This window comes from Clostridium luticellarii, from assembly GCF_002995845.1.
Classification (GTDB): domain Bacteria; phylum Bacillota; class Clostridia; order Clostridiales; family Clostridiaceae; genus Clostridium_B; species Clostridium_B luticellarii.
Genome location: NZ_PVXP01000006.1, coordinates 29,102 through 54,842 on the forward strand (window position 1 = coordinate 29,102; position 25,741 = coordinate 54,842).

Genomic DNA, 25,741 nt, shown 5'->3' on the forward strand with positions numbered 1-25,741 from the left:
TATTTTCATTATACTTTTATATTTTACAATTTTAAGTGAACATAGTAAATAGATTATTTTAAAGAGGATGATAGCATTGATACAAAAAGTATTGGAATTAAAAGGAGTTTTTAAAAAAAGAGGAAAGGTACAAGTCTTAAAAGACATTGCTTTTTCCATAAATGCAGGTGAGATCTGCGGTCTTGTAGGGAAAAATGGTGCTGGAAAGACTACATTAATCAAAATTATAACCAGTATGTTGTCCACGGATGAAGGTGAAATTCTAATAGAAGGAAAAGATCTTAAAACTGAAAGAGAAAAAGCACTGAAAAATATAGGGGCTATAGTGGAGAAACCGGAGTTTTACGGTTATATGACTGGAAGACAGAACTTGAATTATATAGCCGGCATGATGGAAAGCGTTACAAAAGATAAGATAGAAGATGTCATAAAATATTCTAAATTAGGTTCAAAAATTGATAAAAAGGTAAAAACATATTCTCTGGGAATGAAGCAGAGGCTGGGGCTTGCCCAGGCGCTTATGGGCCGCATATCTCTTTTGATATTGGATGAACCTACAAATGGGCTGGATCCAATCGGGGTTGTGGAACTTAAAAAAATTATAAAGGTTTTAGCTGAAGAAAAGAGAGTAAGTGTTCTTATATCTTCACATATTTTAAGTGAAATAGAAAATATATGTACAAAGGTTGTTTTTATAGATGAGGGTAAAATTGTGGGTGTTGAAAAAATAGGCAGCAATTCCAAAGCCGGAAGTGTAAAAAACATGTTTATAAAAACGAATTTATCTAAAAAGGCATCAGAAATTATAAAAAATATATTTGATGTAAAACTGCTGGAAGTAAAAAATGATGGAGTCTCAATTTTAATAAATACTGAATCATGTGATTTATTTACGGTATTGAAAAAATTACATGACAGCGGAATAATTGTGGAAGGTTGCTTTGAAGTAAAGCAAAACCTGGAAGATAAATTTATAAAGATGATGGGGGAAAATGGTGATGAATAGATATATATGGGAGGAGCTGAAGAGAATAATCATTAAAAAGAAAATTTGGATTGCTGTTATTTTTATGGTTACAATTGTATTTGGGTTGGCAAGTACTTTGAAAACAAATACATTGGAAGTGCAGATTCAAAAATATAAAGCTCTTCTTGTCAACCAAAAAATGGGCAGGGACAAAGCTGATTCAGAATTGAAAAAAGCCGAATTTTCCAGGGATATAGTGAGTACCCAGAAGGAGATAAAAGATAGAGAAGAGCAGCTGAATGAAATAAAGAATTATGATAGGTCAAAGCTGGATCAGCGGATTCAAAAATTGGAAAGGGAAAATAATCCTGAGAATGAATACAAGCTGCTTCAATTGAAATATGAGAAAAAATACAATATAGAAAAAAGTGAGCTTATACCAAAAGGGATGTATTCGGCTATGGAAATTCTGGCATATTTTATACCGGTATTTTTTTTACTTATTCTCATTGTGTTCTTATCCGATATAGTGTCAGGAGATTACTCTCCGAACACAATAAAAAATTTGGTTACAAAGCCTATTTCAAGGAAAAAAATTGTTTTGTCCAAATTTGCCGCTTCCATGATTTTGAGTGCAGCTACTTTGATTATAAGTACCCTGATATTTATACTGGAAGCTGGAATTCATCTGGGTTTTTCCGATTTAAGGTTGCCTTTTGATATAGATGCAAAGTATGTTTTTGACAGCTCTCTCACGTTGAGTCCGATAACTTCACAGATGCGATATGTAAGTGGAAGCAGATCAATTATTCCCCTCTGGAGTGCAATTATTGAAATGGTGTTGATTGCAATAATTGTTTCAATAGCCATTGTATCAATAATTCTGTTCATATCGGTTTTATGCAGAAATTCACTTATTTCATCTCTTATAAGTTTTATGTTAATTGGAGGAACGGCCGTCTGGTATCTTTTTGGTTTTGCAGGCAGATATGTTGTATCGGCAAAATACGGGGTTTTGGTAAAATTTCTACCTGTTCCATATATAGTTGACGTAATAAGCACATTGAGTGGTGATATTTCTGTGCAACTTACCAGTACCATAAATGTAGCTTTTATATTGATAACCTGTTTAGTATGGACTCTAGTCATGCTGTTTTTAAGCAGTTATGTTTTTGGCAAAAGGGATTTTGATTGAAAATACAAAGTGCTATAATTTTAAGTTGGGTGATTGTTGTGAAGGAAAATATATTGATAATAGATGATGACAATGACATAAGGAATATGCTTGTAAATTATTTTCAAAAGGAAAGCTATACGGTATATAATGCTTCTGATGGAGAAAAAGGTCTGGAAATTTTAAAATCAAAGCCAGTTTCTCTGATAATTCTGGACATTATGATGCCCAAGATGGATGGATATACCATGCTGTCTAGACTCAGAGAATTCTCAAGTCTGCCTGTTATACTTCTTACTGCAAAAGACCAGCAAATGGACAAGATAAAGGGATTCATAGCTGGATGTGATGATTATATAATAAAGCCCTTTGATTTTACGGAACTCTCATTAAGGGTGCTGGCTATACTCAGGAGAGCTAAAGCCGGTAATACTTTGCAAAACCACATGCTGAAAATTAGGGATATAGAAATAAATACTCTGGAACATACAGTAAGAAAAGATAATATTGAAATCGTGCTTACTCCAAAGGAATATGAGATTTTATACACACTGGCATCAAATAGGGGACGGGTATATTCCACCAGGACACTCTATGAGATAATCTGGAAGGATACCTTTCTGGAAAATGACAATACTGTAACCATGCATGTTAAAAATTTAAGGAGAAAACTGGGAGATAGTGTTAAGCAGGGTAAATACATAAAAACTATATGGGGAGTGGGTTATAAAATTGAAAAGGATATTTAAGCTCAGGAGTGAATTGGTTTTTTCTGCAGTTTTTTCGGTGATTATATCGCTTGTACTTGCAGTTTTTTTGAGAGAATCTGTTTTAGGGTCGTTTTTAAACAGTTATAATGGCACCCCTGAATACATATATAAAAACATGATTGCCCCAGTTGAACAGGACTTGAAAAATATGGATATAAATAATTCTAGAAAATTACAAAAATATATGAACAGAGAATATAGTATGACCTATTTTATTTTTGTAGTGAGAAAAGATGGAGGGGTGATAGCTTCAAATAATAGAGAAATTAAAAGTATAGATAGTGGTCAGATTGAAAATGGAAAAAGAACATTTAAGTTTTTAAATGACCATAGAGATAATCTGGTTAAAATAACCAGGTGCGATTACCTAAAAGATGGGTACTATCTGTATTACATATATACTGGCTATGGTAAATTGGATAATGGCAATATTGTAGGTGTAATGGCAATTTCAATCTTCATAATTGTATTTTTCCTGCTCATATGGAAACGCATATCTTATATATCCAAAATAAAATCAACAGTTAGAAGTATTGCTGAAGGTGATCTATCTAAAAGGGTCCCTCTTAAATATAAAAATGAACTTAGAGAATTATCTGAAGACATAAATTATATGGCTTCAAGGATTGAAAGGGAAGAGAAAAACAGAAATGAATTTTTCACCAATATATCTCATGATCTGAGAACTCCTTTAACTACTATACTGGGGTATATAGACATGATTAAGAATGGAAAATATGATTCAAAACGTGAACTTCATGATTATATAGATATAATGGATAAAAAAGGATTGTATTTAAAAAGTATGCTGGATGATTTTTTTGAATATTCAAAGCTGTCTTCCAAGGACATAGTACTTGAAAAACAATGTCTGGAGTTAAATGAATTGGCACGGCAGGTAGCTGAAGAAGAGGAAGATGAATTTATACGGAAAGGATTGAGGTTTTGTCTTAAATTACCTCTTGAATCCGTTGAAATTGAAGCAGATCCCAATTTATTTTTAAGGGCAGTGAATAATCTTTTAAATAATGCACTTAAGTATTCTAGAAATAATACGGCCGTTGAATTCAAAATAAGAAAACAAGAGTACAATGGCAATTTTTATGCGGTAATTTCAGTATCAAATGTTCCTGAAACTCCAGTTGGTGATGAGAATATAGAGAATTTTTTTGAGAGGTTGTATAAAAGGGATCTGTCCAGAAAGGAAGAAGGCAGTGGCCTTGGCTTGTCAATTGTTAGAGAAATAGTCAAACACCACAGTGGTTTTGTAAAGGTATGTAGAGAAGACGAGAAACTGGTGTTTAAAATATTTATGGATGTAAAGTGTTAAAACTTAAGTGAATCGGTAAAAGGATAGTCTAGTTACTAAAATCTCAGTAACTAGACTATTTTTTGCTTAATTTGGAGGCGCCACCCAGATTTGAACTGGGGATGAAGGTTTTGCAGACCTCTGCCTTACCACTTGGCTATAGCGCCATGTATAAATGGAGCGGAAGACGGGATTTGAACCCGCGACGTTCACCTTGGCAAGGTGACGCTCTACCACTGAGCCACTCCCGCATGTTTTAAATGGTGGCCAGACCAGGAATCGAACCAGGGACACGAGGATTTTCAGTCCTCTGCTCTACCGACTGAGCTATCTGGCCGCATGACGACCCAGAAAAAGAATTTTATACCCGCCTCCAGTGTGACGGCAGACACTCTAAAAAACTGAGCCACTAAATTAATAATGTGGTGGGCACAACAGGGCTCGAACCTGTGACCCTCTGCTTGTAAGGCAGATGCTCTCCCAGCTGAGCTATGCGCCCATAAGCACATTATTACCACGACAATTCATATTATATATTGAGTTCTATATATTGTCAATACCTGGTGCGAAAAAATCACGGCTGTAGTAAATTTTAAAATTATTGTCAATATATTCCCATTTGGAATTTATATCCTGAATTATTGTTATTTAAAGATGTTGATTTTAGTATGTCGATATTTGACAATAGAAATTTGAATATAGATTTTGTTTAGATGCATACTATTTTTGAAGGGAGTGTGAATGATGCTGTTATTAACTATGGTTTACAATAAAGAAAGAGAAAATGTAATACAGGGAATTCAAGAACTAAAAGAGTATTTTAGACATAAAGACGTGTTTATCGGAATATATGAAAGTATAGAGTCTGATACTCACTTCCTTAAATTATTCTGTGATAGAGAAATGAGCAATAGGCTTATGAATATATTCAATATGTTTATTGCCAATATTATATATGATATAGTGATAGATGAATTTTATAAAAATGATATTCTGACTTTTTTGTCGGATGAATATTTTTTTTTGAGATATGAAGAATTGGAGGAAATCAGGTTAGAGAGTATAAATGTATTGAAGGGGAAGATGGAAATTGTAGATGATAATTCTATTTTTTGCATAAACAAAAGAAATGAAATGCTGGATAAAATATCAAATTGCATAAATGAAAATAATGAAATAAATATAGATGGATTTGTAACTTTTAGAATCAAGGAGCTTCTGCCTGATCTGGAAAGCATAGTAGATAAAGTGGTAGAAAAATATATGGTAGAAAAGGAATATAATGAATTTATAAAGCTTCTGAAATATTTTGTGGAAATACAGGAGAGCAAAATAGAGTGTTTGAATATAATAATAGACAGCCAGGGCAATTATATAATAAGGGATAGGCAGGAGGATATAACAGACAATTTTTTCAGGGATCTAAAAGAGTTAAAATGTAGTAAGAATTTAAATTCAGGTTTGGACGATGTTCTGATAAGTGCACTTATAACCAATTCACCGGATAGGATAATAATTCACTGTGCTGAAAATTGCAGGAATCCAGAATTAATAGAGACTATTGAAAAAGTTTTTACGGATAGAGTTGAATTTTGCAACAGCTGTGCCACATGTAAATCCATAAAAAACAATTTTAACAGGGTATAATCTGTAAAAAGTCAAATTTCTTGTTGACATAAGTATTTTATAATAATATAATAAATCCGAATAGAAATAAAAGCTATGAAGGGGAAAAGTAAACAGATGATTTATTTCAAGAGAGAGGGATTTTAGGCTGAGATGTCCTTTAAATAGAATCTGGTGAAAGACCACCCTTGAGTTGTATACTGAATTTTCAGTAAGTATTTCCGCTAACCCACGTTAAGGGTAGAGAGAACAGTATCTGTTATTTGTAAACTTGTTTTACTGTTAAGTTGGGTGGAACCACGGCAATACTCGTCCCATGTTTAGGGAGGAGTTTTTTTATTGCTTTTTTATATTGCTGGGAATATAGAATTTTAAGGAGGAATAGCCATGGTAAAAATAAGTCTTAAAGATGGTAAAGAAATAGAGATAGAAAAAGGATCAAAAGTACTGGATGTAGCGGAAAAGTTGAGTACTTCTTTAAAGAAAAAGGCATTGGGAGCTAAGCTAAATGGAGAGATAGTTGAACTCTATCATGCAATAGATGAAGACTGTAAACTTGAAATCCTTACTTTTGAAGATGAAGATGGTAAAAAGATACTGAGACATACAGCTTCACATATACTTGCTCAGGCCATAAAAAAATTATATCCTGAAGTTAAACTTGCTATAGGACCTGCTATAGATTCCGGATTTTACTATGATGTAGATGCAGATTTTTCGTTTACACCGGAACTGTTGGTTAAAATTGAGAATGAGATGAACAAAATAGTCAAGCAAAACATTAAATTGGAGAGATTTGAACTTCCAAGAGCAGAAGCTGTAAAATTCATGGAGGACAGAAAAGAACCTTACAAGGTAGAATTGATAAAAGATCTGCCGGAGAATGCAGTTATATCTTTTTACAAGCAGGGGGATTTTGTGGATTTGTGTGCAGGACCCCATTTACCTTCCACAGGAAGGGTAAAGGCTGTAAAGCTTACTTCTATAGCAGGAGCTTACTGGCGTGGAGATGAAAAGAATAAAATGCTCCAGAGAATATATGGAACTGCCTTCGAAAAGAAAGCTGATCTGGAGAAATATCTCAATATGATGGAGGAAGCAAAGAAAAGGGATCATAGAAAATTAGGCAAGGAACTTGATCTGTTCAGTATGCACGAAGAAGGCCCCGGATTTCCATTCTTCCATCCAAAGGGAATGGTAATCAGAAATGAACTCCAAAATTTCTGGAGAGAAATGCATAGAAAAGCTGACTACGAGGAAATAATGACTCCAGTTTTGTTGAATGAAGAGTTATGGCATCAGTCAGGGCACTGGGATCACTATAAGGAAAATATGTATTTTACCAAAATAGATGATGAGAATTATGCTATAAAGCCTATGAACTGTCCTGGAGCAATACTTGTTTATAAAAATGACATACGTTCTTATAGGGATCTGCCGAAAAGATACGGCGAAATGGGAATTGTACACAGACATGAGAAATCTGGAGCACTTCATGGACTTATGAGAGTAAGGTGTTTTACTCAGGATGATGCCCATATATTTGTGACAAAAGAGGATATTACCCATGAGATCACACAGGTTATAAAACTTATAGATGATTTTTACAAGGTATTTGGGTTTGAATATTTTGTTGAACTTTCTACAAGACCTGAAAATTCCATGGGAAGTGATGAGGACTGGGAAGCTGCAACGGAAGGCCTTAAAACTGCATTGAAAGTAGCTGGACTCGACTATAAGATCAATGAAGGTGATGGAGCTTTCTATGGACCTAAAATAGATTTTCATTTGAAGGACTGTATTGGAAGAACATGGCAGTGTGGAACAGTGCAGCTGGATTTCCAGATGCCGGAGAAATTTGATCTCACATATATAGGAGCAGACGGGGAAAAGCATAGACCGGTTATGCTGCACAGGGTTGTGTTTGGCTCTATAGAGAGATTTATAGGAATACTCATAGAACACTATGCAGGAGCGTTTCCAGCTTGGCTTGCACCAGTTCAAGTAAAAGTTATGGACATTACAGATGATCAGAGAGGATATGCAGAAGAAGTGATTAAAAAGCTCAAAGATCAGGACATAAGAGTGGAAGCTGATGTTAGAAATGAAAAGATAGGCTATAAGATAAGAGAAGCCCAGATGCAGAAAGTGCCTTATATGATCATTCTTGGAGATAAAGAGAAGACGGGGAATAGTATTTCTGTAAGGAGCAGAAAAGACGGAGATCTAGGAGCTATGGAATTGAATGATTTTATATCAAAGCTTAAAGAGGAAATTTCTAAAAAAGTAAGTGATATATAGTTGAGATAATTTTATGTTGACTTATGTTGACAAAAATAGTATAATAAAATTCGTCAAGCAGAAACTAGCCGTTTCTCACCTTACGGCATGGCCAGTAAGGTTATAGAAGTTTTATTGTAAATTTTCTATTGTATGTATTTAGAGGACGGCAGAAGTCGTCCTTTTTCATATTTTTTGTTTGATTCACTTAGGAGGTGAATGATATAAATAAAGATTTTCTTTTAAACGATGAGATATCTGCAAAAGAAGTAAGAGTGGTTTCAAATGATGGAGGCAGAGTTGGAATTGTGCCTTTGGGAAAAGCTCTGAAGCTTGCAGAGGAAAAGGAATTGGACCTGGTTATGATATCTCCGAGGGCAAATCCTCCAGTTTGCAAAATAATGAATTATGGAAAATTTATTTATGAGCAGTCTAAAAGGGAAAAAGAAGCTAAAAAAAAGCAGAAGATTATCAATATAAAAGAAGTGAGACTCAGTCCAACTATCGAAGAACACGATATTTCTATTAAAGCTAAAAATGCTGAGAAATTTTTACTTACAGGGGATAAAGTCAAAGTTACTATAAGATTTAGAGGCAGAGAAGCTGGTTATTCTTTTATAGGTAAAAAAATTTTAGATAATTTTTACTCTAAGCTTGAAGGTATCAGTGTAATAGAGAAGCAGCCCAAACTTGAGGGTAGAAATATGATAATGACATTATCAGCAAAAAAAGCATAATTGAGAGGAGGAAGTTATTATGCCAAAAATGAAGACAAAAAGAAGTGCAGCAAAGAGATTTAAGGTTACTGGAACAGGTAAGTTAAAGAGATCAAAAGCTTATAAGAGTCACATATTGACTAAAAAGAGTGCAAAGACCAAGAGAAATCTTAGAAAAGCAGGATATGTATCAGAAGCTCAGGAAAAAGTTATGAAAAAATTGATACCTTATGTATAGTTAGGGAATTCTAAAAGGAGGTTTTAAAATGGCAAGAGTAAAAAGAGCTGTGAATGCTCGTAAACATCATAGAAAGATACTAAAGCTGGCAAAAGGTTATTATGGCGGCAAGAGCAGATTGTTTAAATCAGCAAATGAAACAGTTATGAGGGCTTTGAGAAATGCATATATAGGAAGAAGATTAAAAAAGAGAGATTTTAGGAAACTCTGGATAGCCAGAATAAATGCTGCGGCTAGAATAAATGGACTTTCCTATTCAAAATTCATAAATGGGATAAAGACAGCAGGTATTGATGTCAATAGAAAGATGCTTTCAGAAATAGCAATAAATGATCCAAAGTCATTTACTGAATTGGCTGACATAGCAAAAAAACAACTGAGCGCATAAATTGAACTACATCAAGTGGATTTAAATTTATATAATAAATTGTTTATGGGATCAGAGAGTGCAGTAGAGTACTGTACTCTTTTATTGAATATTAAAATAGTGCATATATATGATTTCCACAGCATGATTATGAGGATAGGTATATGGATATAATAAAGAGCAGGGATAACCTTCAGGTAAAACAGGCTAGAAAACTGAGAGAAAAAAAATATAGAACTGAAAGTAAAAAGTTTTTGATAGAAGGCTTTAGATTTGTGATGGAAGCCGTCAATTCGGATTTTACAGTGACGGATATTTTTTTAACTGACAGCTTTTATGATAGATGGAAAAGAAGTTTAATGAAGGAAAGAATTGAAAATATGCCTTCTGTATATATTGTGACTGATGAAGTGTTGAGGAGTATAAGCAGCACGGAGAATCCTCAAGGTATAGTTGCAGTGGTAAAATGTACCCGGTTAAAACCTAAAAAAGCTGCAGAAGGATTTTATTTACTGCTGGATAGAATACAAGATCCGGGGAATATGGGTACCATAATAAGAAGTTCTCATGCAGCTGGAGCTCAGGGAATTATAATTACAAAGGGAACGGTGGATATATATAATGAAAAGGTATTGAGAGCCACCATGGGGTCTATTTTTTATATTCCCATAATTCAGGATACAGATCTGAAACAGGTGAAGGCCCTGAGAGAGGAAGGTTTTAAACTTGTGGCCAGTTCACTGGATGGAGATACCAATTTTTACAATATAAATTTGAAGCAAAAAATTATTTTTGCACTGGGAAATGAAGCCAATGGTCTCAGTGAGCATATAGAAGAAATGGCAGATATAAAGGTGAGAATACCAATGCCCGGGAAAGCTGAATCCCTAAATGCAGCTGTGGCAGCATCCGTAATGATGTTTGAGGCGGTTAGGCAGAATTTGAAATTTTGATATTGACAACAGATAAAACTGTATGTAATATTTAAGAGTATAGATAATGAAAACTTTAAAGAAGTATACTGTGAAGGAGAAAGTAAATATAGAGTTTTTTACAGAGAGAAGGAGTCAAGGCTGAAAGCTCTTTTAAAAATACTGTATGTTGGAGTTCGCTCTGGAGTACTATCTGTGAAATACAAGTAGCAGCTAGCGGTAATGCCGATAAATTTTCAAAGAGAATATTATTTTGTAATATTAATTTGGGTGGTAACGCGGAATATAGAATTCGTCCCTTATGGGGATGAATTTTTTTTATATTTTAATTTTAAAAATTGAATTTTCTTGGAAGGGAGAGAAGCTAATTATGATTAAAGAAAAATTGGAGCAAATCAAAAAAAATGCTCTCAGTGAACTGCAAAATAGAGAAGATGATCTGAGCATAGAAAATGTAAGAGTTAAATATCTGGGAAAGAAGGGAGAACTCACTAAAATACTCAGAGGGATGAAAACTCTTTCTCCAGAAGAAAGACCTCTGGTTGGAAAACTTGCCAATGAAATCAGATCAATCTTGGAAAATGCCATAGAAGAGACATCAAAGAAAATAAAAAAATTAAAAACAGAGGAAAAAATCAAAGATGAGACTATAGATATAACCATGCCCGGTATAAAACAATATATTGGGAGAAGACATCCTTTGGAACAAATTTTAGAAGATATGAAGGATATATTCATTTCAATGGGATTTACTATAGAAGAAGGACCGGAAATTGAGGAGGATTATTATAATTTTGAGGCATTGAATATACCAAAGAACCATCCTGCAAGAGGAGAGCAGGATACATTTTACATAAATGACAGCGTAGTACTAAGAACTCAGACATCTCCGGTACAGGTGAGGACCATGAAAAAACAGAAGCCTCCAATAAAAATGATATCTCCGGGGAAAGTATATCGTGCAGATTCCGTAGATGCCACTCATTCACCCATATTTTATCAGATGGAAGGACTTGTAGTGGATAAAGGTATAACTTTTGCAAATTTAAAGGGCACTCTTGAGATGTTTGCAAAAAAGATGTTCGGAGAGGGTATGAAGACAAAATTCAGACCCCATCATTTTCCTTTTACTGAGCCTTCCGCTGAAATGGATGGTACCTGTTTTGTGTGCGGCGGCGAGGGCTGCAGGGTGTGTAAGGGAGAAGGCTGGATAGAGCTTCTAGGATGCGGCATGGTACATCCTCAGGTACTTAGAAACTGCGGCATAGACCCTGAAATTTACAGTGGATTTGCTTTTGGGATGGGTGTAGATAGAATGGTTATGATGAAATACGGAATAGATGACATAAGAAATATGTATGAGAGTGATATGAGATTTCTAAATCAGTTCTAGAGTAAACAAATAAAACAGCTGAAATTTAATCAATGACTTGAATTAGATGAAGAAAGGGGTTTTTTTTATGAAGGTACCGGTAAATTGGTTAAAAGATTATGTAAAAGTAGATATTACAGGGAAAGAATTGGGAGATAAATTGACCTTGAGCGGTTCAAAGGTGGAAGAGGTAATCACAACTGGAGATGAAATACAAAATGTAGTTACAGGGAAGATAATGAAAATAGAGGAGCATCCACATGCAGACAAACTGGTGATATGCCAGGTAAATATAGGAAAGGATGAATTGCTTCAAATTATAACAGCTGCCACCAATATGAAGGAAAATGATGTAGTTCCCGTTGCACTTCATGATTCTATAATTCATGGAGGAGTGAAGATAAAAAAGGGAAAATTGAGAGGAATCATGTCAAATGGAATGTTTTGCTCCGAAGAGGAACTGGGAATAGCAGGCGATAAACCTGTGCATGGACTTATGATTCTTCCCCCCAATACTCCGATTGGAAAAGATATAAAAGAGGTACTCAATATGACCAGCAGCATATTGGATTTTGAGATAACTTCAAACAGGCCTGACTGCTTGAGTATTATAGGCATGGCAAGGGAAACCGCAGCAACTTTAAATGAAAATTATAATATGCCTGAACTGAATTATGTACCTTCTTCACATAAAAATATAAAAGATGATCTTCAGGTTGAAGTAAAAGATGATCTCTGCAGAAGATACATAGCCAGGGGAATAGAGAATGTAAAAATAGAGCCGTCTCCTGGATGGATGCAGGAAAGACTTTTGGATGCAGGAGTAAGGCCTATAAATAATCTGGTGGATATAACTAATTTTGTAATGCTTGAAATGGGGCAGCCCATGCACGCCTATGATACAAGATATATACAATCAAACAGCATAATAATTGAAAGGGCAGAAAAGGGAGAAGAGTTTGTAACCCTGGACGACGAAAAAAGATCGCTGGATGAAAATGTACTTACCATAAGAGATGGAAAAAGGGCCGTGGGTATTGCTGGAATAATGGGAGGGCTTAATTCTGAAATAAGGGAAGACACTTCCTCCGTAGTATTTGAAAGTGCCAATTTCAATGGAACCAATATAAGAATTTCATCCCAGAGTTTAGGACTCAGAACAGAAGCTTCAGCTAGATTTGAAAAAGATCTGGACCCTAATCTGGCTGAAACAGCTATGAATAGGGCCTGTTATCTGGTAGAGAAATTAAAGGCTGGAAAGGTAATGCAGGGTACAATTGATATATATAGAGAGAAGGTTGAACCTGCCAGCCTGAAAGTGAATTACAACTGGATAAATAAATTTCTGGGTACAAAAATATCAGCAGATGAAATGGCCGGGTGTTTAAATAGGTTGGAATTAAATACGGAAATTCAGGGTGAAACTTTGAAAGTAGAAATACCTACTTTTAGACGAAGAGATATAAAGATAAAAGAGGACATAGCTGAAGAGGTGGCTCGAATATATGGATACGGAAATATACCTTCTGCCATAATAAAAAGTGTGAGTACCAGGGGAGGGAAAAGTCCCAAACAGAAATTGGATGATGAAGTACTGAGAGCACTTACTTCAAGCGGACTAAACCAATCCATAAGTTATTCTTTTATCAGCAGAAAGGTGTTTGACAAAATACTTTTACCCGAAGATAGTGTACTTAGAAATGCTGTAGCTGTAAAAAATCCGCTGGGAGAGGATTACAGTATAATGAGAACTACTACAATACCATCCATGATGGAGTCCTTGAGCAGGAACTATTCCAGAAAAAACCAGGTGGTGAGGCTGTTTGAGATAGGTAAAGTTTATATTCCCAACAAAGATGCAGATAAGTTGCCTGATGAAAAAAATACAGTGACCATTGGAATTTATGGTGGAGTGGATTATTTCAATCTCAAGGGAGTAGTTGAGAATATATTGGAAGTACTGGGAATAGAAAAATTTTCTTTTGAAAGGGAAAGCAGTAATCCGACCTTTCATCCTGGAAAGACGGCAGCACTGTATATAAAAAAGAACCAGGTGGGGGTACTGGGCGAGATTCACCCAGGTGTGCTGGACAATTATGGTATTGGAGAAAAGTGCTGTGTAGCAGAACTGAATTTAGATGTTCTCTATAGATATTCCAACAGGAATAAAAAATATAGACCTCTTCCTAAATTCCCTTCAGTTGTGAGGGATCTGGCCATACTGGTGGATGAAGATATTCTGACAAGGGAATTAGAAGATGTTATAAAAAAACAGGGTGGAAATATGGTGGAGAGTGTGAAAATTTTTGATGTCTACAGAGGGAAGCAGGTAGCTGAGGGAAAAAAGAGTATAGCTTATTCCATATCCTACAGACTTGAAAACAGAACTCTTACAGATGAGGAAGTAAACAAGGTTCATGATAGAATACTGGGGGCATTGGAACATAAATTTAGAGCACAGCTCAGGTAGATAATACTATTTAATTGAGTTAGATAGCAATCAGTCAAACAGCTGTCTGACTCGATTTTATTATTTTTTGCAAATAGGTAAACTCTTAAATATAATATTTAATATATATAAGATTTGTGATAGAATATTCTTATAGAGAATTTGAAAAAAGGGTATGTGGATCTGAGAGGGTGTTTAAATGTGAATGTAGTGACGGTATTTATAAATGGAATTGAATACAATTTAAAGGGCGATGAACAGGAGGAATATTTACATAAGGTTGCCAGCTATGTAGATAAGAAAGTAAAAAATATATTGGAAAACAATAGTAAGTTAAGCACTTCCTCAGCAGCTATTCTATCTGCACTCAATGTGGCAGATGATATGTTAAAGGTACAGGAAAGCAATGAACAGTTGTCAAAGCAGGCAGAAGAGTTGAAAAAAGTTGCCAAGGTCTATGAGGATCAGATTAATTCTTTGAAGAAGCAGCTCAAATATACAGAGGAACTCAATGAAGAATTCAAAGAAAAGTTAAAAAAAGCTGGAGATAGTAAAGAATTAAAGGAGAAGAATAAAAACATTGAAAAACTTGAGGAAGAAATAAAGATTATAAAGGAAACCACCCAAAAATATATAAAAGAAAACACAAAGCTTATAGGGGAAAATAAAGAACTGAAATTTCAGGTTCAATCGGGAAAGTACAAGATAATAGATCTTCAGCATAAATTGATAGAAAATCAAATAAATCTGGCAAAGGAAAAAAAACAGAAAAATCCACTCTTAAATAAGGATATAAGGTAGAATTCGAACTGATTATGGTATTAGTTCGAATTTTTTTTATTGATAACCAAATTTGTTTATATGCATATAATGATTTCAGGGAGAATTTAATCTGGAGGGATTGCATGAGGGTATTGTTTTGCACAAGAAAAGACTGTTTCAGCAATTTTGCCGGGGATTCCATGCAGCTTATGAAGATGTTTAAGTATTTAAATGAAAAAGGTGTACAGGTAGATGTAAATACAGGTTACATAAAAGATTATTCCAGTTATGATATTGTACATCTGTTTAATTTAACCAGAGTCGAAGAGACTTATAGGTATTATAAAATAGCAGAAGACTACAATAAACTGATAGTGCTGTCACCTATATACTGGAATTTAAAAAAATATTATGATTATGTGAAGGATACTGAAAATTTAATTTTGTGGGATAGATTATGGGAATACAGGAAAGAAGTACTGAAAGGATGCAGAATGATATATCCCAACAGTGAATTGGAAAATATCCAGATACAGGATGATTTTCATATGAGCATGCCTCATAGAATAATTTATAACGGTATAGAAGTGGGATGTAAAAGTGGTTACAATTTTAAGAAGGCCTATGGGTTAAATGACTATGTATTCTGTGCAGCAAGAATATGCACCAGGAAAAATCAACTTGTGCTAAGTAAAATATGCAGTGAATTGGGTATTCAACTGGTGCTTGCAGGAAGTATAAATGATTTAAATTACTTTAGCAAGTGTATGTCCTATAGTAATGTGAGATACCTGGGATTTATGGATGAGTACAATTTATACAATGCTTATAGATGTGCCAGAATCCATGTGCTGCCCAGCTTTGTGGAAACCCCTGGATTATCATCTTTGGAGGCAGCTGCCAGCGGCTGTAATATAGTTTCAACCATAGAGGGAAGTACAAGAGAATATTTTAAAGATATGTGTGTCTACTGCAATCCTTATGATGAAGGCAGTATAAAAGAAGCTGTGCTTAAGTGTCTTGAGATGAAAAGACATAAAAAATTAAAAAATCATGTAATTAAAAATTACGACTGGAGAAAGTGCATAAATGTATTGCTTGAAAGTTACAGATATATTTTAAACTAATACAAAGTGGAGGATGTAATTGGCTACTTTTATTCAAATGCCCACAGTCCCCTATAATAAAATGTATCAAAGACCTCAGCAGATAATGAGAAATTTAAGTGAGAGAGGTCATACCGTATATTATAGGGATGATCTAAAGGGGGATTATTTTATAAAGATAAATAAAAGTTTGTATGAAGTGGGGACAGATTATAAAATAAAGGCGGAAAAATTAAAAAGACCTGTAATACTATGGTGCTCTTCGCCTGAACAGGTTATCAGGATAAAAGAAATGGATTATGATTATATAGTATATGATATAGTGGATGATTATTCACATGAATTTAAAGTCTGGAATGTATATGTAGAGGATATGCTGAAAGCGGCGGATATAGTATTTACAGCATCAGACAGGCTTTATCAAAAGTTTTTTCAGAGACATGGAAAGGTCTATTTAGTCAAAAATGGAGTTGATACGGATAATTTTTCCCTGGATAAAAACAAGATACCCCGGGATATTCCCAGAAGAAGAAGAATTGTAGGGTATGTAGGTGCCCTGGCTACATGGGTGGATTGGGATTTGGTCAGATATATATCAGACAGCAATTATGATTTTGTATTTATAGGGGCTAAATATGGAGATGTAAATGTAAATTTAAATAACAATATCTACTTTTTAGGTGAGAGAAAATATGAAGAACTTCCTTATTATATAAGCAATTTCAACTGCTGCATCATACCATTTAAAGTAAATGAAATGACCAATAGCTGCAATCCAATAAAGTTATATGAATATATGTCTCTGGGAAAGCCGGTGGTGAGCACTGCCATAGAAGAGGCTGTCAAGGTGAAGAATAATTGTTATATATCAAGGGGAAATGATGATTTTATAGAGAACATAGTAAAATCAATTGAAGAAGACAATGAAGATCTGGTCATTTCCAGAAGAAACTTTGCATTGAACAATAGCTGGGACAAAAGGGTGTCCTTCATAATCGAGAAATTGAAGCTGAATAACATATTGTAGTATTTTTTAATAATAGCAGTTTTGTCAGGAAACTGCTAAATTTATTTCAATATGATAGATAAAAAAAAGGTGAAAATATGGATAAAAATTTAAATAAAATCAATTTGGAAAATTATGAAATAGACCAGGTTTGCAGTATGCTGAATGATGGATTAAAGTCTGATCCGCTAAATGTGAATTTGTTATATGCTCTAGCCGGATTATGTGAAATTAAAAATAGATATATAAACGCTTATATTTTATATAAAAAGATAAGTAAGATCTCCAGTGGAATTGTTGGAAAAATAGCTAAAATAAAAATCAATGAATATGAAAAATTGAATGTAATAGAAAAATACAACAGGAGAAAAAAAGTTTTGATTATTTCATATATATTTCCTCCGCTGGGCGGTTCGGGGGTGCAGAGGACTTTGAAGTTTGTAAAGTATTTGAGGGACTTTGATTATGAACCCATAGTTGTCACAGTTTTATGCTCTGAATTTATGCCCAGAGATGACAGCCTGCTTTATGAAATTCCAGAGGATGTTCAAATTGTCAGAATAGAAGATACAGTTGGATGCAGCAGGTACTATAAAGATTTTGTAGATCTGTATGGAGGAATTGTAAAAGATAATTATCTGATAGATCAATATGAAATAAAGCTGCTGGAGCTTCAGGATAATTTTGAGAAACTGGCCTTTGTCACAGATACGAATGCTGTTTGGGCAATGGAGGTATTGGACAAGATAGGAGATATTGTTGATTTTGATGGTATAGATTTAATTTATTCAACTTCCGGGCCCTATTCAGACCATGTAATAGGTTATTATTTAAAGGAAAGATATGAAAAGCCCTGGATATCCGATTTTAGAGATGAGTGGACAAATAATCCCTATTTTGTACTTGATGATCAATCTCTATTATATAAAATGCAGAGAAAAATGGAAGGCAATATATTGAAATATGCAGATGTTATATTGACAGTAAGTGAGATGTCCATGGAAAATTATATTGAGGAATTCAATTTAGATCAAAACAGGATCAAAACCATTACCAATGGATATGATGAAGCCGATTTTGAAGATGTATTCATAGGTAATAGGAAAAATGATAAATTTACTGTAATTTTTAATGGTTCCCTTTATCTGCAGATAGTTCCCTATTATTTTATAATTGCATTAAATGAACTTATAGAAGAGAAGAGTATTCAAAAAGACAAAATAGATGTGGAATTTGTGGGAAAAATTGAAGAAAACATCTTGAACAGAATTGTTGAATTGGATAAATACGGAATAGTAAGTATAAAAAATTATATGAGTCATATGGAGAGTTTAAAGAATGCCGGAAAGGCCGATCTGCTCCTTTTGATAATTGGAAAAGATTCCAGGCTGAAGTCAGTATATACGGGCAAGGTTTTTGAATATTTAAGGTTATGCAGAAAAATAATGTCCCTGTCTCCTGAGGGAAGTTTGGTGGAAAAACTAATTGAGAAAACCCATAGGGGTAAAAATTTTGAAATTGATGACATTCAGGGAATGAAGCAATATATATTAGAAATTTATGAGAAATGGAAATATGGACAGTTGGGAGAGCTGAAGATGGATTCTAAAATCAGCAGATATGAGAGAAGAAAATTGACTGAGGTTTTGACAACTGTGTTTGATGGAGTGATTTCCAAAGTTCCTGAAAATGTTCCTGATTCCAAAGAAAAACAGGGAGCATTTTATAATTCCGTATATGAAAGCGGCGGGTGGAATGAAACCTATTTTAAGCATTACAGTGAAACGCAGTATTTTCCCATCTGGAGCAAATCTCTGGAGATCATCAAGAATATAGGCAATGTGAAGATAATAGATATAGGCTGCGGAGTTGGTCAGTTTGCCAATTTTGTATTTGACAGCGGCATAACCAATTATAAGGGAATAGACTTCAGTGAGGAGGCAGTTAAAATGGCCAAAATAAGGAATGACAAATACAGAAATTTGTTTAAAGTTGACAATGCATATACCTCTGATATAGTAAATGGTGACTACAATACTGCTGTTATGTTTGAGGTACTGGAGCACCTAAATGATGATATAGGATTGATAAAAAGGCTAAAAACCGGTTCAAATATTATATTTTCTGTTCCCAATTTTTATTCTGCGGGTCATGTAAGATGGTTTAATTCAAAGATGGATATATTGAAAAGATATAATGCTGCTGTGCATGTTGACAACATCTATATTTTTAATATTGGAAAAAACAATAGAATCTATCTGGTGTGGGGAATTAAATCCTAGTTTTTGGGCATATAATTTAAAAATAAATTATATGCCTAAATTTTTAAAGTATTGTTTATTAAAAAGTATACGTTTATCATTGGGTCTGAATTTACCGGCCATTTCGTTATGATCACATGCCAGTTTATGATTTCCAAGTCTGTCGTAGCATACACACAGTTGAAGATGGGGGAGCCAGGTCCAGCAGGCATCATTAAAAAATCCAAGACTGTTTTTAGGCTTTTCCAGTTTCAAAGCCATTTCATACCAGAATACAGCCTGGGCTAATTTATTTTCATATATAAATGAGAAACCAATTCTGCAGCAGCCTTCAGCTCTGGGATTATCATATTCAAAACTTTTGAATACATATTTTCTGGCATCCTCAGGTTTATTTACTGACAGATAATAATCGGCAATATTATTGCATACCCTGATTTTATCTTCCGACCATCCTTCATTTGAATCCAGAAATTTAGAATAATACTGAATGGCTTCAATATATCTACTATGATCATAAAGTTCATGTCCATAGTAGAGAATATCCCTTAAAGAAAAATGAATTCCTTCTTTTATCTTGCTTTCATAAATTTCAATATTGCGATTTGGCTTATAACTTATTTTGCCATGGGTTATATTGATATTGGAATCAAATGTTTTTCCGTATACTTCTAAATATTCATGGACAAAACCTATCCATTTAAAATTCTTTGAAGCCTTTACCAGTCTATTTCGTCTGTAGCTTAAAGTGATATTTCCGTATTCATCAAATCCTGTATTGTATTTCATGGTTACGGAATCTAAAGAGGTATCAAAGGATTTTTTCATAGCTTTAAATTTTTCTATATCTTCAGGGAGTAAAATATCATCTGCATCAAGCCATAATATATAATCCTTGGTTGCTTTGGCAAATGAGAAATTTCTTGCTGCCGAAAAGTTGTCTATCCATTTAAAATCATATATTTTATCGGTAAATTCTCTACATATATCCTTTGTATTATCGGAAGATCCGGTATCCACTATTATAATTTCATCCACCATATTTTTAACTGATGACAGACAGCGCCTTATTGTATTACTTTCGTTTTTTACTATCATGCACAGGCTTATATTTATGGAATGTTCCAATATATCATCTCCATTCTTATGCTTAGATATCAGAATTCAGACATCAAATTAGAGTTTTACTTTCTTATTTTATAATATGTTTTTTATATTATATGTGATTTCACATTGTAGAAATTTATTCGAATGCTACCACGAAATTGTTTAAATGGTGTCGAATGAAAAATGGCCGTAATTGCCGGCCATAAATTGATGTGATTTTTTGAAACTATGTATTTTACTTAACATATGCTTACTTCACTTATAAATTACTTTTTTTATTTGTTATATGGATGTGAAAAAGAAATTATAATGGACTTAACGCAAGCTGGACTGCAAAAATAACGAAAATAATTCCAAAGAATTTCTCGAGCAAATTCATTTTTTTCGGAGATCTGATTATCAACTTTTTAGCAGTTCCCGCGAGTATTCCATAACCAATAAAAACGACAAGAGTAAGAAGCATAAATGTTAGTCCATATATTAAGCTCTCAATAACATAATCCTCTCCGTTTGAATTTATATATTGCGGTAAAAACGAAAAAAAGAACAATGTTAGTTTTGGATTTAAAAGATTTATCAGTATTCCACGACGAACTATGGAAACAGAGCTATATTCCGTTTTCATATTTTCCAATTCTAGTTTTGTTTTGGAGAGAATCATACGTGCGCCAAGGTACAGTAAATATAATACGCCAAGTAATTTCATAATCGTAAATGCTTCACTGCTCATTTTTACAAGTAATGAAGAGAGAGCAATACTTATGCACAGGTGTGGAACAATTCCTGCTGTACAGCTAAATGCAGCAATCATACTTGCTTTTTTACCTTTAGAAATCCCAACAGAAATTGTATATATGACCCCTGTACCAGGGATTAAAATGATAATAAATGACGTAATGAAAAAAGTATATGTGTTCATTGATTTTCGCCGCCTTGCATAGCTGACGTACCGATTACTCTCATATCTATAGGAACTGTATCAGGTGCAAATACACGAACATATCTCAACAGAGTTTCAAGCCCTTTTTCTATATGGTATTTGTCCAGCCCGGGAACCCCATCAATCAAGAAAAGTACATCTTTTGTTTCTTTGGTTATACGTGTAGTATCATCTTGACCATAAATAATACTTAAAATATACATCTTCTGATCTTTAAGACAAATATCCTTTGGTTTCAATACAATACTATGACTCCCTGCACCCGAATAGGTTTCACCGCCTTGCGACATCTTTATTGTGAGAGGAAGATGGCATTTTTTTAGGTCATGACCTGCAATGAGCAATGATGTTTTCAGCTCTGCCATAAACAGGACTTGAACCAATGGGATTGTATCTGGAAAATCTTTTCCGTTTAGAATAGATTCGAGCTGGAGCAGCACATGATATGTCTTTTTAAATTTCTTGTAATAGCGGGCATAAGGCTTTACTACCTCATCAGTTTCACAAAAAACTTTTCTGTCATAATTTGAATGGGAACTGCGAATACTCTCCAACTCATCATAAGTAAATCTGTGAAAAGCCTCTTTCCCGCCAGGCTGCTCATGAAAGTTTTGCAAAACAAGTATTCCGAAAAATGTATTCTGATATTGGTTATTCATATTGGGATGTATTTCAATCATTTTTTGTCCTCCTGATTTTACTTTAGTTTCATTCTGTAATATAATTTATCACAAAAGATTGGTTCAAATAAGGTCCACATTTTACATATTTTTATAGAACCACTTTAGGAAGAAGATTATACATGATTTACATAAATATTGATAGAGAATCGAAGGATTCTCTTGCAAAGCAAATATATAGTTTCATTAAAGAATCTGTACTTTGTGGTACAGTACATCCAGGAGAAAAGTTGCCTTCATCACGAGAATTGTCTAATTATCTAAATGTGGCAAGAAATATTGTGGTTGAAAGCTATGAACAACTGATAGCCGAAGGATATGTCTATTCAAAAAGTGGTTCTGGTACTTATATTTCTGAGGGTGTTCAATTTCAAAGAGTAAAAATAGGAAATATACAAAAACAGAAAAATGATAAAAAATACCAGAGTACCAATATTATATCATTTCGCACGGGTATTCCTGATTTAGGAGAAATTCCAATCAAAAAATGGGCACAAATGTATCATAATATTGCCCTCGACATAAAGTCATTTCAAATGGATTATCAAAATTCTTTTGGTGATTATGAATTGAGAACGCAGATTTCACTCTATTTAAATCGTGCCAGAGGTGCTTGCACATATCCAGAGAATATTTTGATAACAAATGGTGCTGCTCAATCGTTTAGCTTATTGTGTCAGCTAGTACCTTCTGATTGCTATGCTTTAGTTGAAAACCCCTTAAGTTATGGTATTCTTCATACTTTGGAAAGTAATCATGTGCAAATAAGACCGATGAGACTTGATGAACATGGTATGGTTACATCTGAATTACCAGATAATCCGCCTAGACTTATTTTCACCACTCCAAGTCATCAATTTCCCACGGGTGTTATTCTTCCTGCTGGAAGAAGAATTGAAATGATAAGATATGCTGAAAAACACAATACCTACATTGTTGAAGATGATTATGACAGTGAGTTTCGGTTTGATGGAAATCCGATACAATCCATGCAGTATTTGGACCCTGAACGGGTTATCTACGTAGGGACTTTTTCTAAGACCCTCATGCCAGCGTTACGTATAGGATATATGGTTTTACCCAATTCCATTTGCAAGCAGATGAAAGATGCAAAATTTGTGGCAGACCTGCACTCTCCAACCCTTGAACAATTGACATTGGCGAAGTTTATTGAAAATGGCATTTTTGAATATCATATTAGGAAAATGAGAAAATTATATTTAAAAAAAAGAAACCATTTAATTTGCTGCCTTAATCGTACATTTGGTAATCATGTGACAATCTCTGGTGCAGAAGCAGGTCTGCATTTTGTGGTATCTTTTGATAATACATGTTTTGACAATACTCTTATGCATAAAATTGAAAACAAAGGGATACAGATTACTGCAATTAATAAACACTATTTATCTACGGAACTTTGTACACCATATGATCATTCTCTCATTTTCGGTTATGGAAATACTAAAATTCAAGAAATGGAGAAAGGAATAAAAATCTTATCATCTATGTTGTAATATACTATTAGAATCTTTTGTTTTTTATTCTATTTAGTGAAGTGTACAAAACGGCAAGCAGACAAGTGTATTGGAACTTGCATATTGTGAGATCATAGCTGATTTTGAGGGTAGAGACCCTGCGTCAGCCGTGGCTGGGTAACATTCATAGGCGATAATCAAATCATCGTTGCGGATCTTGTTTGAATTTTTTATGTAGTCAAATCTATTCTTTGAGATTTCGATGATGGTTATATCACTCCCTATATGATGAGTTATAAAGCAGGTGGTTGCTATGTGTGTTCCTCAAATAAACTCTCATATTTGAACTTTAATATTTAAATAAGTGCCTGAATAATTGTTGGGTTTATGTAGATTTGAAAAAAAGCCATTTTTCTATAAAAATAATTTTTATAGAAAAATGGCTTGTTTATTAGAAGATTAAATTAATCAATATTTACACCAGCGCTGGCATAACCTGCAATTGTTGTAGCCAAATCCAGGCCAGCTGTCACATCTGCGGAAAATACCATTAACAGTCTAGTGCCCGTAGTTACTGGTATTGACAGTCCGGAAATAGAAGCACTGCTGACAGAACCAATTGAAACTATATCTGTTAGTGCCGGAGACAATGTCACAGAAGCACCTGGAATTGGAGTAAAAATGTTGTCAGGAGTGGTTGATCGATATAATTGAGCCGTAATACTTACAGTTGAACCTAGAAGGGTCAATGATGCCGTGGTACTGAAATATGCGGCTATTGAAGTAATGGTACCTGTACGGGGAACTGAAAGTGCAAGGTTAAGCAAAGTACCTGCAGCACCTGTTAAATCAATAGTACCACTGCCTGAAACATTAATACCAGTAGCGGCATTTCCAAATCCGACCAGACTCACGGTGCCTAACAATCCGCTTAAAACAGTGGTTAATGAAGTTGGAACACCTGATGCAAATGGAACTATAGCACCACCTCCGCCAGTAGCGCCCGTAGGCCCGGTAATACCTTGAACACCCTGAGGACCAGTAGCACCTGTCGGTCCAGTAGGTCCAGTAAGTCCTGTTGGTCCTGTCGGCCCGGTAGCACCTTGAATGCCTTGAGGTCCGGTAATGCCCTGAGGACCAGTAGCCCCCGTAGGTCCAGTTACGCCTTGGATTCCTTGAGGTCCAGTCGGTCCAGTGGCTCCTGTAACACCCTGGATACCTTGAGGACCAGTTATACCCTGGATACCTTGGAGTCCCTGAGGACCGGTAGCACCAGTCGGCCCGGTAGCACCCGTAGGCCCGGTAATGCCCTGGATGCCCTGAGGCCCAGTAGCACCCATAGGTCCGGTTACACCCTGAATACCCTGAGGACCGGTAGCACCGGTTGGACCAGTCGGCCCTGTCGGCCCAGTAACACCTTGAATGCCTTGAGGCCCAGTAGCGCCGGTTGGCCCGGTAGCTCCAGTAGGCCCTTGAGGCCCTGTAGGTCCGGTAGGACCAGTTGGACATACTACTGGTGGCTTACAAGGATCATAGCAGTAGTCATACTCTATTAATAAATAAGGTGAGTAGCTTCCTCTACTGCTGTCATAACCTATTATAGTGTTTGTAACAACATTTTCTGACGATTTAGCAAGGGTAATTCCATTATTTGAAGTTGAATTATTGTACCAGTTGATAACTAAATCTGTAATATCTATTTTAATATAATCACCAACATCCTTATCTGATATTATTTTATTATATTGAGTTGCGGAAATATTGGGGGCATTGTTCCAGGTAACTGAACTTTCGTCAAAATCACTTAGATTGTTATAAACAGTTACTTGCTGGCATGGCTGCTGGCAATCGGATTGCTCTTTTCGATTTACATAAAGGTATAAAGCTGCGCTGGCTATTGTACTTCTGGAAGGTATTGAACCAGCAATATCGAATTTTAATAGGCTTCTATAATCATCTGGACATCCATTGTATTGAACATATTCTCCCGTATACAAAAAAGGTGATGAAACAAAATTTCTATTTGAAAAGAATTGAGAGATATATACGTCATCAGTTGGATAAGCCGTGTAAAAAGCCATAGATCATCCTCCTCACTTTTCGAGTATTACTCTCTTGTATAATAATTTAAAACTGCTTCAATTATAATATATAAATTTTTTAGAGCTTTTGTTACATTTTTTAGGTATCCATTGATTATATTT

General features: G+C 34.7%; 21 protein-coding genes, 4 tRNA genes and 3 other annotated features. Of the genes, 17 read left to right on the forward strand and 8 right to left on the reverse strand.

Annotation, left to right across the window (positions count from 1 at the left end):
- Positions 1-67 precede the first annotated feature (67 nt).
- From CLLU_RS03670 to CLLU_RS03685, 4 genes are read left to right on the forward strand one after another with little or no spacing between them, the layout of a single operon-like run.
- Positions 68-1,006, forward strand: a complete 939-nt coding sequence (locus CLLU_RS03670; RefSeq protein ID WP_106008228.1) for an ABC transporter ATP-binding protein — start codon at positions 68-70, stop codon at positions 1,004-1,006.
- Complete coding sequence (locus CLLU_RS03675) at positions 999-2,162, forward strand: ABC transporter permease subunit (protein ID WP_106008229.1); 1,164 nt, start codon at positions 999-1,001, stop codon at positions 2,160-2,162. Before CLLU_RS03670 ends, CLLU_RS03675 begins: the two co-directional genes overlap by 8 nt.
- 38 nt (positions 2,163-2,200) lie before the next feature.
- Positions 2,201-2,890 (forward strand): response regulator transcription factor, encoded by a 690-nt coding sequence (locus tag CLLU_RS03680; RefSeq protein WP_106008273.1) that lies wholly within the window; start codon positions 2,201-2,203, stop codon positions 2,888-2,890.
- Complete coding sequence (locus CLLU_RS03685) at positions 2,874-4,241, forward strand: HAMP domain-containing sensor histidine kinase (protein WP_106008230.1); 1,368 nt, start codon at positions 2,874-2,876, stop codon at positions 4,239-4,241. Before CLLU_RS03680 ends, CLLU_RS03685 begins: the two co-directional genes overlap by 17 nt.
- Before the next feature lie 72 nt (positions 4,242-4,313).
- On the opposite strand, the gene CLLU_RS03690 is transcribed toward CLLU_RS03685, so the two are convergent.
- The 4 genes from CLLU_RS03690 to CLLU_RS03705 form a co-directional block, all read right to left on the reverse strand.
- Positions 4,314-4,387, reverse strand: a tRNA-Cys gene (locus tag CLLU_RS03690).
- 9 nt (positions 4,388-4,396) lie between these two features.
- Positions 4,397-4,471: transfer RNA gene (locus CLLU_RS03695), tRNA-Gly, on the reverse strand.
- Between the two features lie 10 nt (positions 4,472-4,481).
- Positions 4,482-4,557: transfer RNA gene (locus tag CLLU_RS03700), tRNA-Phe, on the reverse strand.
- Between the two features lie 86 nt (positions 4,558-4,643).
- Positions 4,644-4,719 (reverse strand) — tRNA-Val (locus CLLU_RS03705).
- Between the two features lie 245 nt (positions 4,720-4,964).
- Between CLLU_RS03705 and ytxC the strand changes: the two genes are divergently transcribed.
- The 12 genes from ytxC to CLLU_RS03765 all read left to right on the forward strand — a co-directional run bounded on the left by ytxC (position 4,965) and on the right by CLLU_RS03765 (position 19,356).
- Positions 4,965-5,867: a putative sporulation protein YtxC gene (gene ytxC / locus CLLU_RS03710; RefSeq protein ID WP_106008231.1), complete on the forward strand. Its 903-nt coding sequence runs from the start codon at positions 4,965-4,967 to the stop codon at positions 5,865-5,867.
- 66 nt (positions 5,868-5,933) lie between these two features.
- Positions 5,934-6,166: a binding site (T-box leader), on the forward strand.
- A gap of 67 nt (positions 6,167-6,233) precedes the next feature.
- Positions 6,234-8,147, forward strand: a complete 1,914-nt coding sequence (gene thrS / locus CLLU_RS03715) for a threonine--tRNA ligase (RefSeq protein WP_106008232.1) — start codon at positions 6,234-6,236, stop codon at positions 8,145-8,147.
- A gap of 49 nt (positions 8,148-8,196) precedes the next feature.
- Positions 8,197-8,324 (forward strand) — a sequence feature (ribosomal protein L20 leader region).
- Between the two features lie 17 nt (positions 8,325-8,341).
- The gene (infC, locus tag CLLU_RS03720) at positions 8,342-8,863 is read left to right on the forward strand and encodes a translation initiation factor IF-3 (RefSeq protein WP_106008233.1); all 522 of its coding nucleotides are present in this window, start codon (positions 8,342-8,344) and stop codon (positions 8,861-8,863) included.
- 19 nt (positions 8,864-8,882) lie between these two features.
- Positions 8,883-9,080 carry a 50S ribosomal protein L35 gene (gene rpmI, locus CLLU_RS03725; RefSeq protein WP_106008234.1) on the forward strand — a complete coding sequence of 66 codons (198 nt, stop codon included), beginning with the start codon at positions 8,883-8,885 and terminating at the stop codon, positions 9,078-9,080.
- Positions 9,081-9,108: 28 nt separating this feature from the next.
- Positions 9,109-9,468, forward strand: coding sequence for a 50S ribosomal protein L20 (gene rplT / locus CLLU_RS03730; RefSeq protein WP_106008235.1), 360 nt, complete (start codon positions 9,109-9,111; stop codon positions 9,466-9,468).
- Positions 9,469-9,611: 143 nt separating this feature from the next.
- A complete protein-coding gene (locus tag CLLU_RS03735; protein ID WP_106008236.1) occupies positions 9,612-10,400 on the forward strand; it encodes a TrmH family RNA methyltransferase in 789 nt (262 codons plus the stop codon).
- Positions 10,401-10,461: 61 nt separating this feature from the next.
- Positions 10,462-10,682: a binding site (T-box leader), on the forward strand.
- 70 nt (positions 10,683-10,752) lie between these two features.
- A complete protein-coding gene (gene pheS, locus CLLU_RS03740) occupies positions 10,753-11,772 on the forward strand; it encodes a phenylalanine--tRNA ligase subunit alpha (protein WP_106008274.1) in 1,020 nt (339 codons plus the stop codon).
- Positions 11,773-11,839: 67 nt separating this feature from the next.
- Entirely contained in the window at positions 11,840-14,221 is a 2,382-nt protein-coding gene (pheT, locus tag CLLU_RS03745; protein WP_106008237.1) for a phenylalanine--tRNA ligase subunit beta, read from the forward strand.
- A gap of 180 nt (positions 14,222-14,401) precedes the next feature.
- The gene (locus CLLU_RS03750) at positions 14,402-15,001 is read left to right on the forward strand and encodes a cell division protein ZapA (RefSeq protein ID WP_106008238.1); all 600 of its coding nucleotides are present in this window, start codon (positions 14,402-14,404) and stop codon (positions 14,999-15,001) included.
- A gap of 104 nt (positions 15,002-15,105) precedes the next feature.
- Complete coding sequence (locus CLLU_RS03755; protein ID WP_106008239.1) at positions 15,106-16,089, forward strand: glycosyltransferase family 4 protein; 984 nt, start codon at positions 15,106-15,108, stop codon at positions 16,087-16,089.
- 19 nt (positions 16,090-16,108) lie between these two features.
- The gene (locus tag CLLU_RS03760; protein ID WP_106008240.1) at positions 16,109-17,095 is read left to right on the forward strand and encodes a glycosyltransferase; all 987 of its coding nucleotides are present in this window, start codon (positions 16,109-16,111) and stop codon (positions 17,093-17,095) included.
- Positions 17,096-17,172: 77 nt separating this feature from the next.
- Positions 17,173-19,356, forward strand: coding sequence for a methyltransferase domain-containing protein (locus tag CLLU_RS03765; RefSeq protein WP_106008241.1), 2,184 nt, complete (start codon positions 17,173-17,175; stop codon positions 19,354-19,356).
- A 27-nt stretch (positions 19,357-19,383) separates the two neighbouring features.
- Here CLLU_RS03765 and CLLU_RS03770 read toward each other — a convergent pair whose 3' ends face one another.
- From CLLU_RS03770 to CLLU_RS03780, 3 genes are all read right to left on the reverse strand, one after another.
- Complete coding sequence (locus CLLU_RS03770) at positions 19,384-20,433, reverse strand: glycosyltransferase (RefSeq protein ID WP_106008275.1); 1,050 nt, start codon at positions 20,431-20,433, stop codon at positions 19,384-19,386.
- Positions 20,434-20,746: 313 nt separating this feature from the next.
- Positions 20,747-21,361 (reverse strand): LysE family translocator, encoded by a 615-nt coding sequence (locus CLLU_RS03775; protein WP_106008242.1) that lies wholly within the window; start codon positions 21,359-21,361, stop codon positions 20,747-20,749.
- Positions 21,358-22,062 carry a phenylalanine--tRNA ligase beta subunit-related protein gene (locus tag CLLU_RS03780; RefSeq protein ID WP_106008243.1) on the reverse strand — a complete coding sequence of 235 codons (705 nt, stop codon included), beginning with the start codon at positions 22,060-22,062 and terminating at the stop codon, positions 21,358-21,360. Before CLLU_RS03780 ends, CLLU_RS03775 begins: the two co-directional genes overlap by 4 nt.
- Before the next feature lie 122 nt (positions 22,063-22,184).
- Between CLLU_RS03780 and pdxR the strand changes: the two genes are divergently transcribed.
- Positions 22,185-23,576, forward strand: coding sequence for a MocR-like pyridoxine biosynthesis transcription factor PdxR (gene pdxR, locus CLLU_RS03785; RefSeq protein WP_106008244.1), 1,392 nt, complete (start codon positions 22,185-22,187; stop codon positions 23,574-23,576).
- 425 nt (positions 23,577-24,001) lie between these two features.
- On the opposite strand, the gene CLLU_RS19285 is transcribed toward pdxR, so the two are convergent.
- Entirely contained in the window at positions 24,002-25,618 is a 1,617-nt protein-coding gene (locus tag CLLU_RS19285) for an exosporium glycoprotein BclB-related protein (RefSeq protein ID WP_106008245.1), read from the reverse strand.
- Positions 25,619-25,741 lie beyond the last annotated feature (123 nt).

Excerpts from the sequence above, each read along its gene's own strand:
- CLLU_RS03670 (WP_106008228.1), top strand. The coding sequence starts at position 68 with ATGATAGCATTGATACAAAAAGTATTGGAATTAAAAGGAGTTTTTAAA.
- CLLU_RS03675 (WP_106008229.1), top strand. The coding sequence starts at position 999 with ATGAATAGATATATATGGGAGGAGCTGAAGAGAATAATCATTAAAAAG.
- ytxC (WP_106008231.1), top strand. The coding sequence starts at position 4,965 with ATGCTGTTATTAACTATGGTTTACAATAAAGAAAGAGAAAATGTAATA.
- thrS (WP_106008232.1), top strand. The coding sequence starts at position 6,234 with ATGGTAAAAATAAGTCTTAAAGATGGTAAAGAAATAGAGATAGAAAAA.
- rpmI (WP_106008234.1), top strand. The coding sequence starts at position 8,883 with ATGCCAAAAATGAAGACAAAAAGAAGTGCAGCAAAGAGATTTAAGGTT.
- rplT (WP_106008235.1), top strand. The coding sequence starts at position 9,109 with ATGGCAAGAGTAAAAAGAGCTGTGAATGCTCGTAAACATCATAGAAAG.
- CLLU_RS03735 (WP_106008236.1), top strand. The coding sequence starts at position 9,612 with ATGGATATAATAAAGAGCAGGGATAACCTTCAGGTAAAACAGGCTAGA.
- pheT (WP_106008237.1), top strand. The coding sequence starts at position 11,840 with ATGAAGGTACCGGTAAATTGGTTAAAAGATTATGTAAAAGTAGATATT.
- CLLU_RS03755 (WP_106008239.1), top strand. The coding sequence starts at position 15,106 with ATGAGGGTATTGTTTTGCACAAGAAAAGACTGTTTCAGCAATTTTGCC.
- CLLU_RS03765 (WP_106008241.1), top strand. The coding sequence starts at position 17,173 with ATGGATAAAAATTTAAATAAAATCAATTTGGAAAATTATGAAATAGAC.
- CLLU_RS03770 (WP_106008275.1), bottom strand. The coding sequence starts at position 20,433 with ATGATAGTAAAAAACGAAAGTAATACAATAAGGCGCTGTCTGTCATCA.
- CLLU_RS03775 (WP_106008242.1), bottom strand. The coding sequence starts at position 21,361 with ATGAACACATATACTTTTTTCATTACGTCATTTATTATCATTTTAATC.
- CLLU_RS03780 (WP_106008243.1), bottom strand. The coding sequence starts at position 22,062 with ATGATTGAAATACATCCCAATATGAATAACCAATATCAGAATACATTT.
- pdxR (WP_106008244.1), top strand. The coding sequence starts at position 22,185 with ATGATTTACATAAATATTGATAGAGAATCGAAGGATTCTCTTGCAAAG.
- CLLU_RS19285 (WP_106008245.1), bottom strand. The coding sequence starts at position 25,618 with ATGGCTTTTTACACGGCTTATCCAACTGATGACGTATATATCTCTCAA.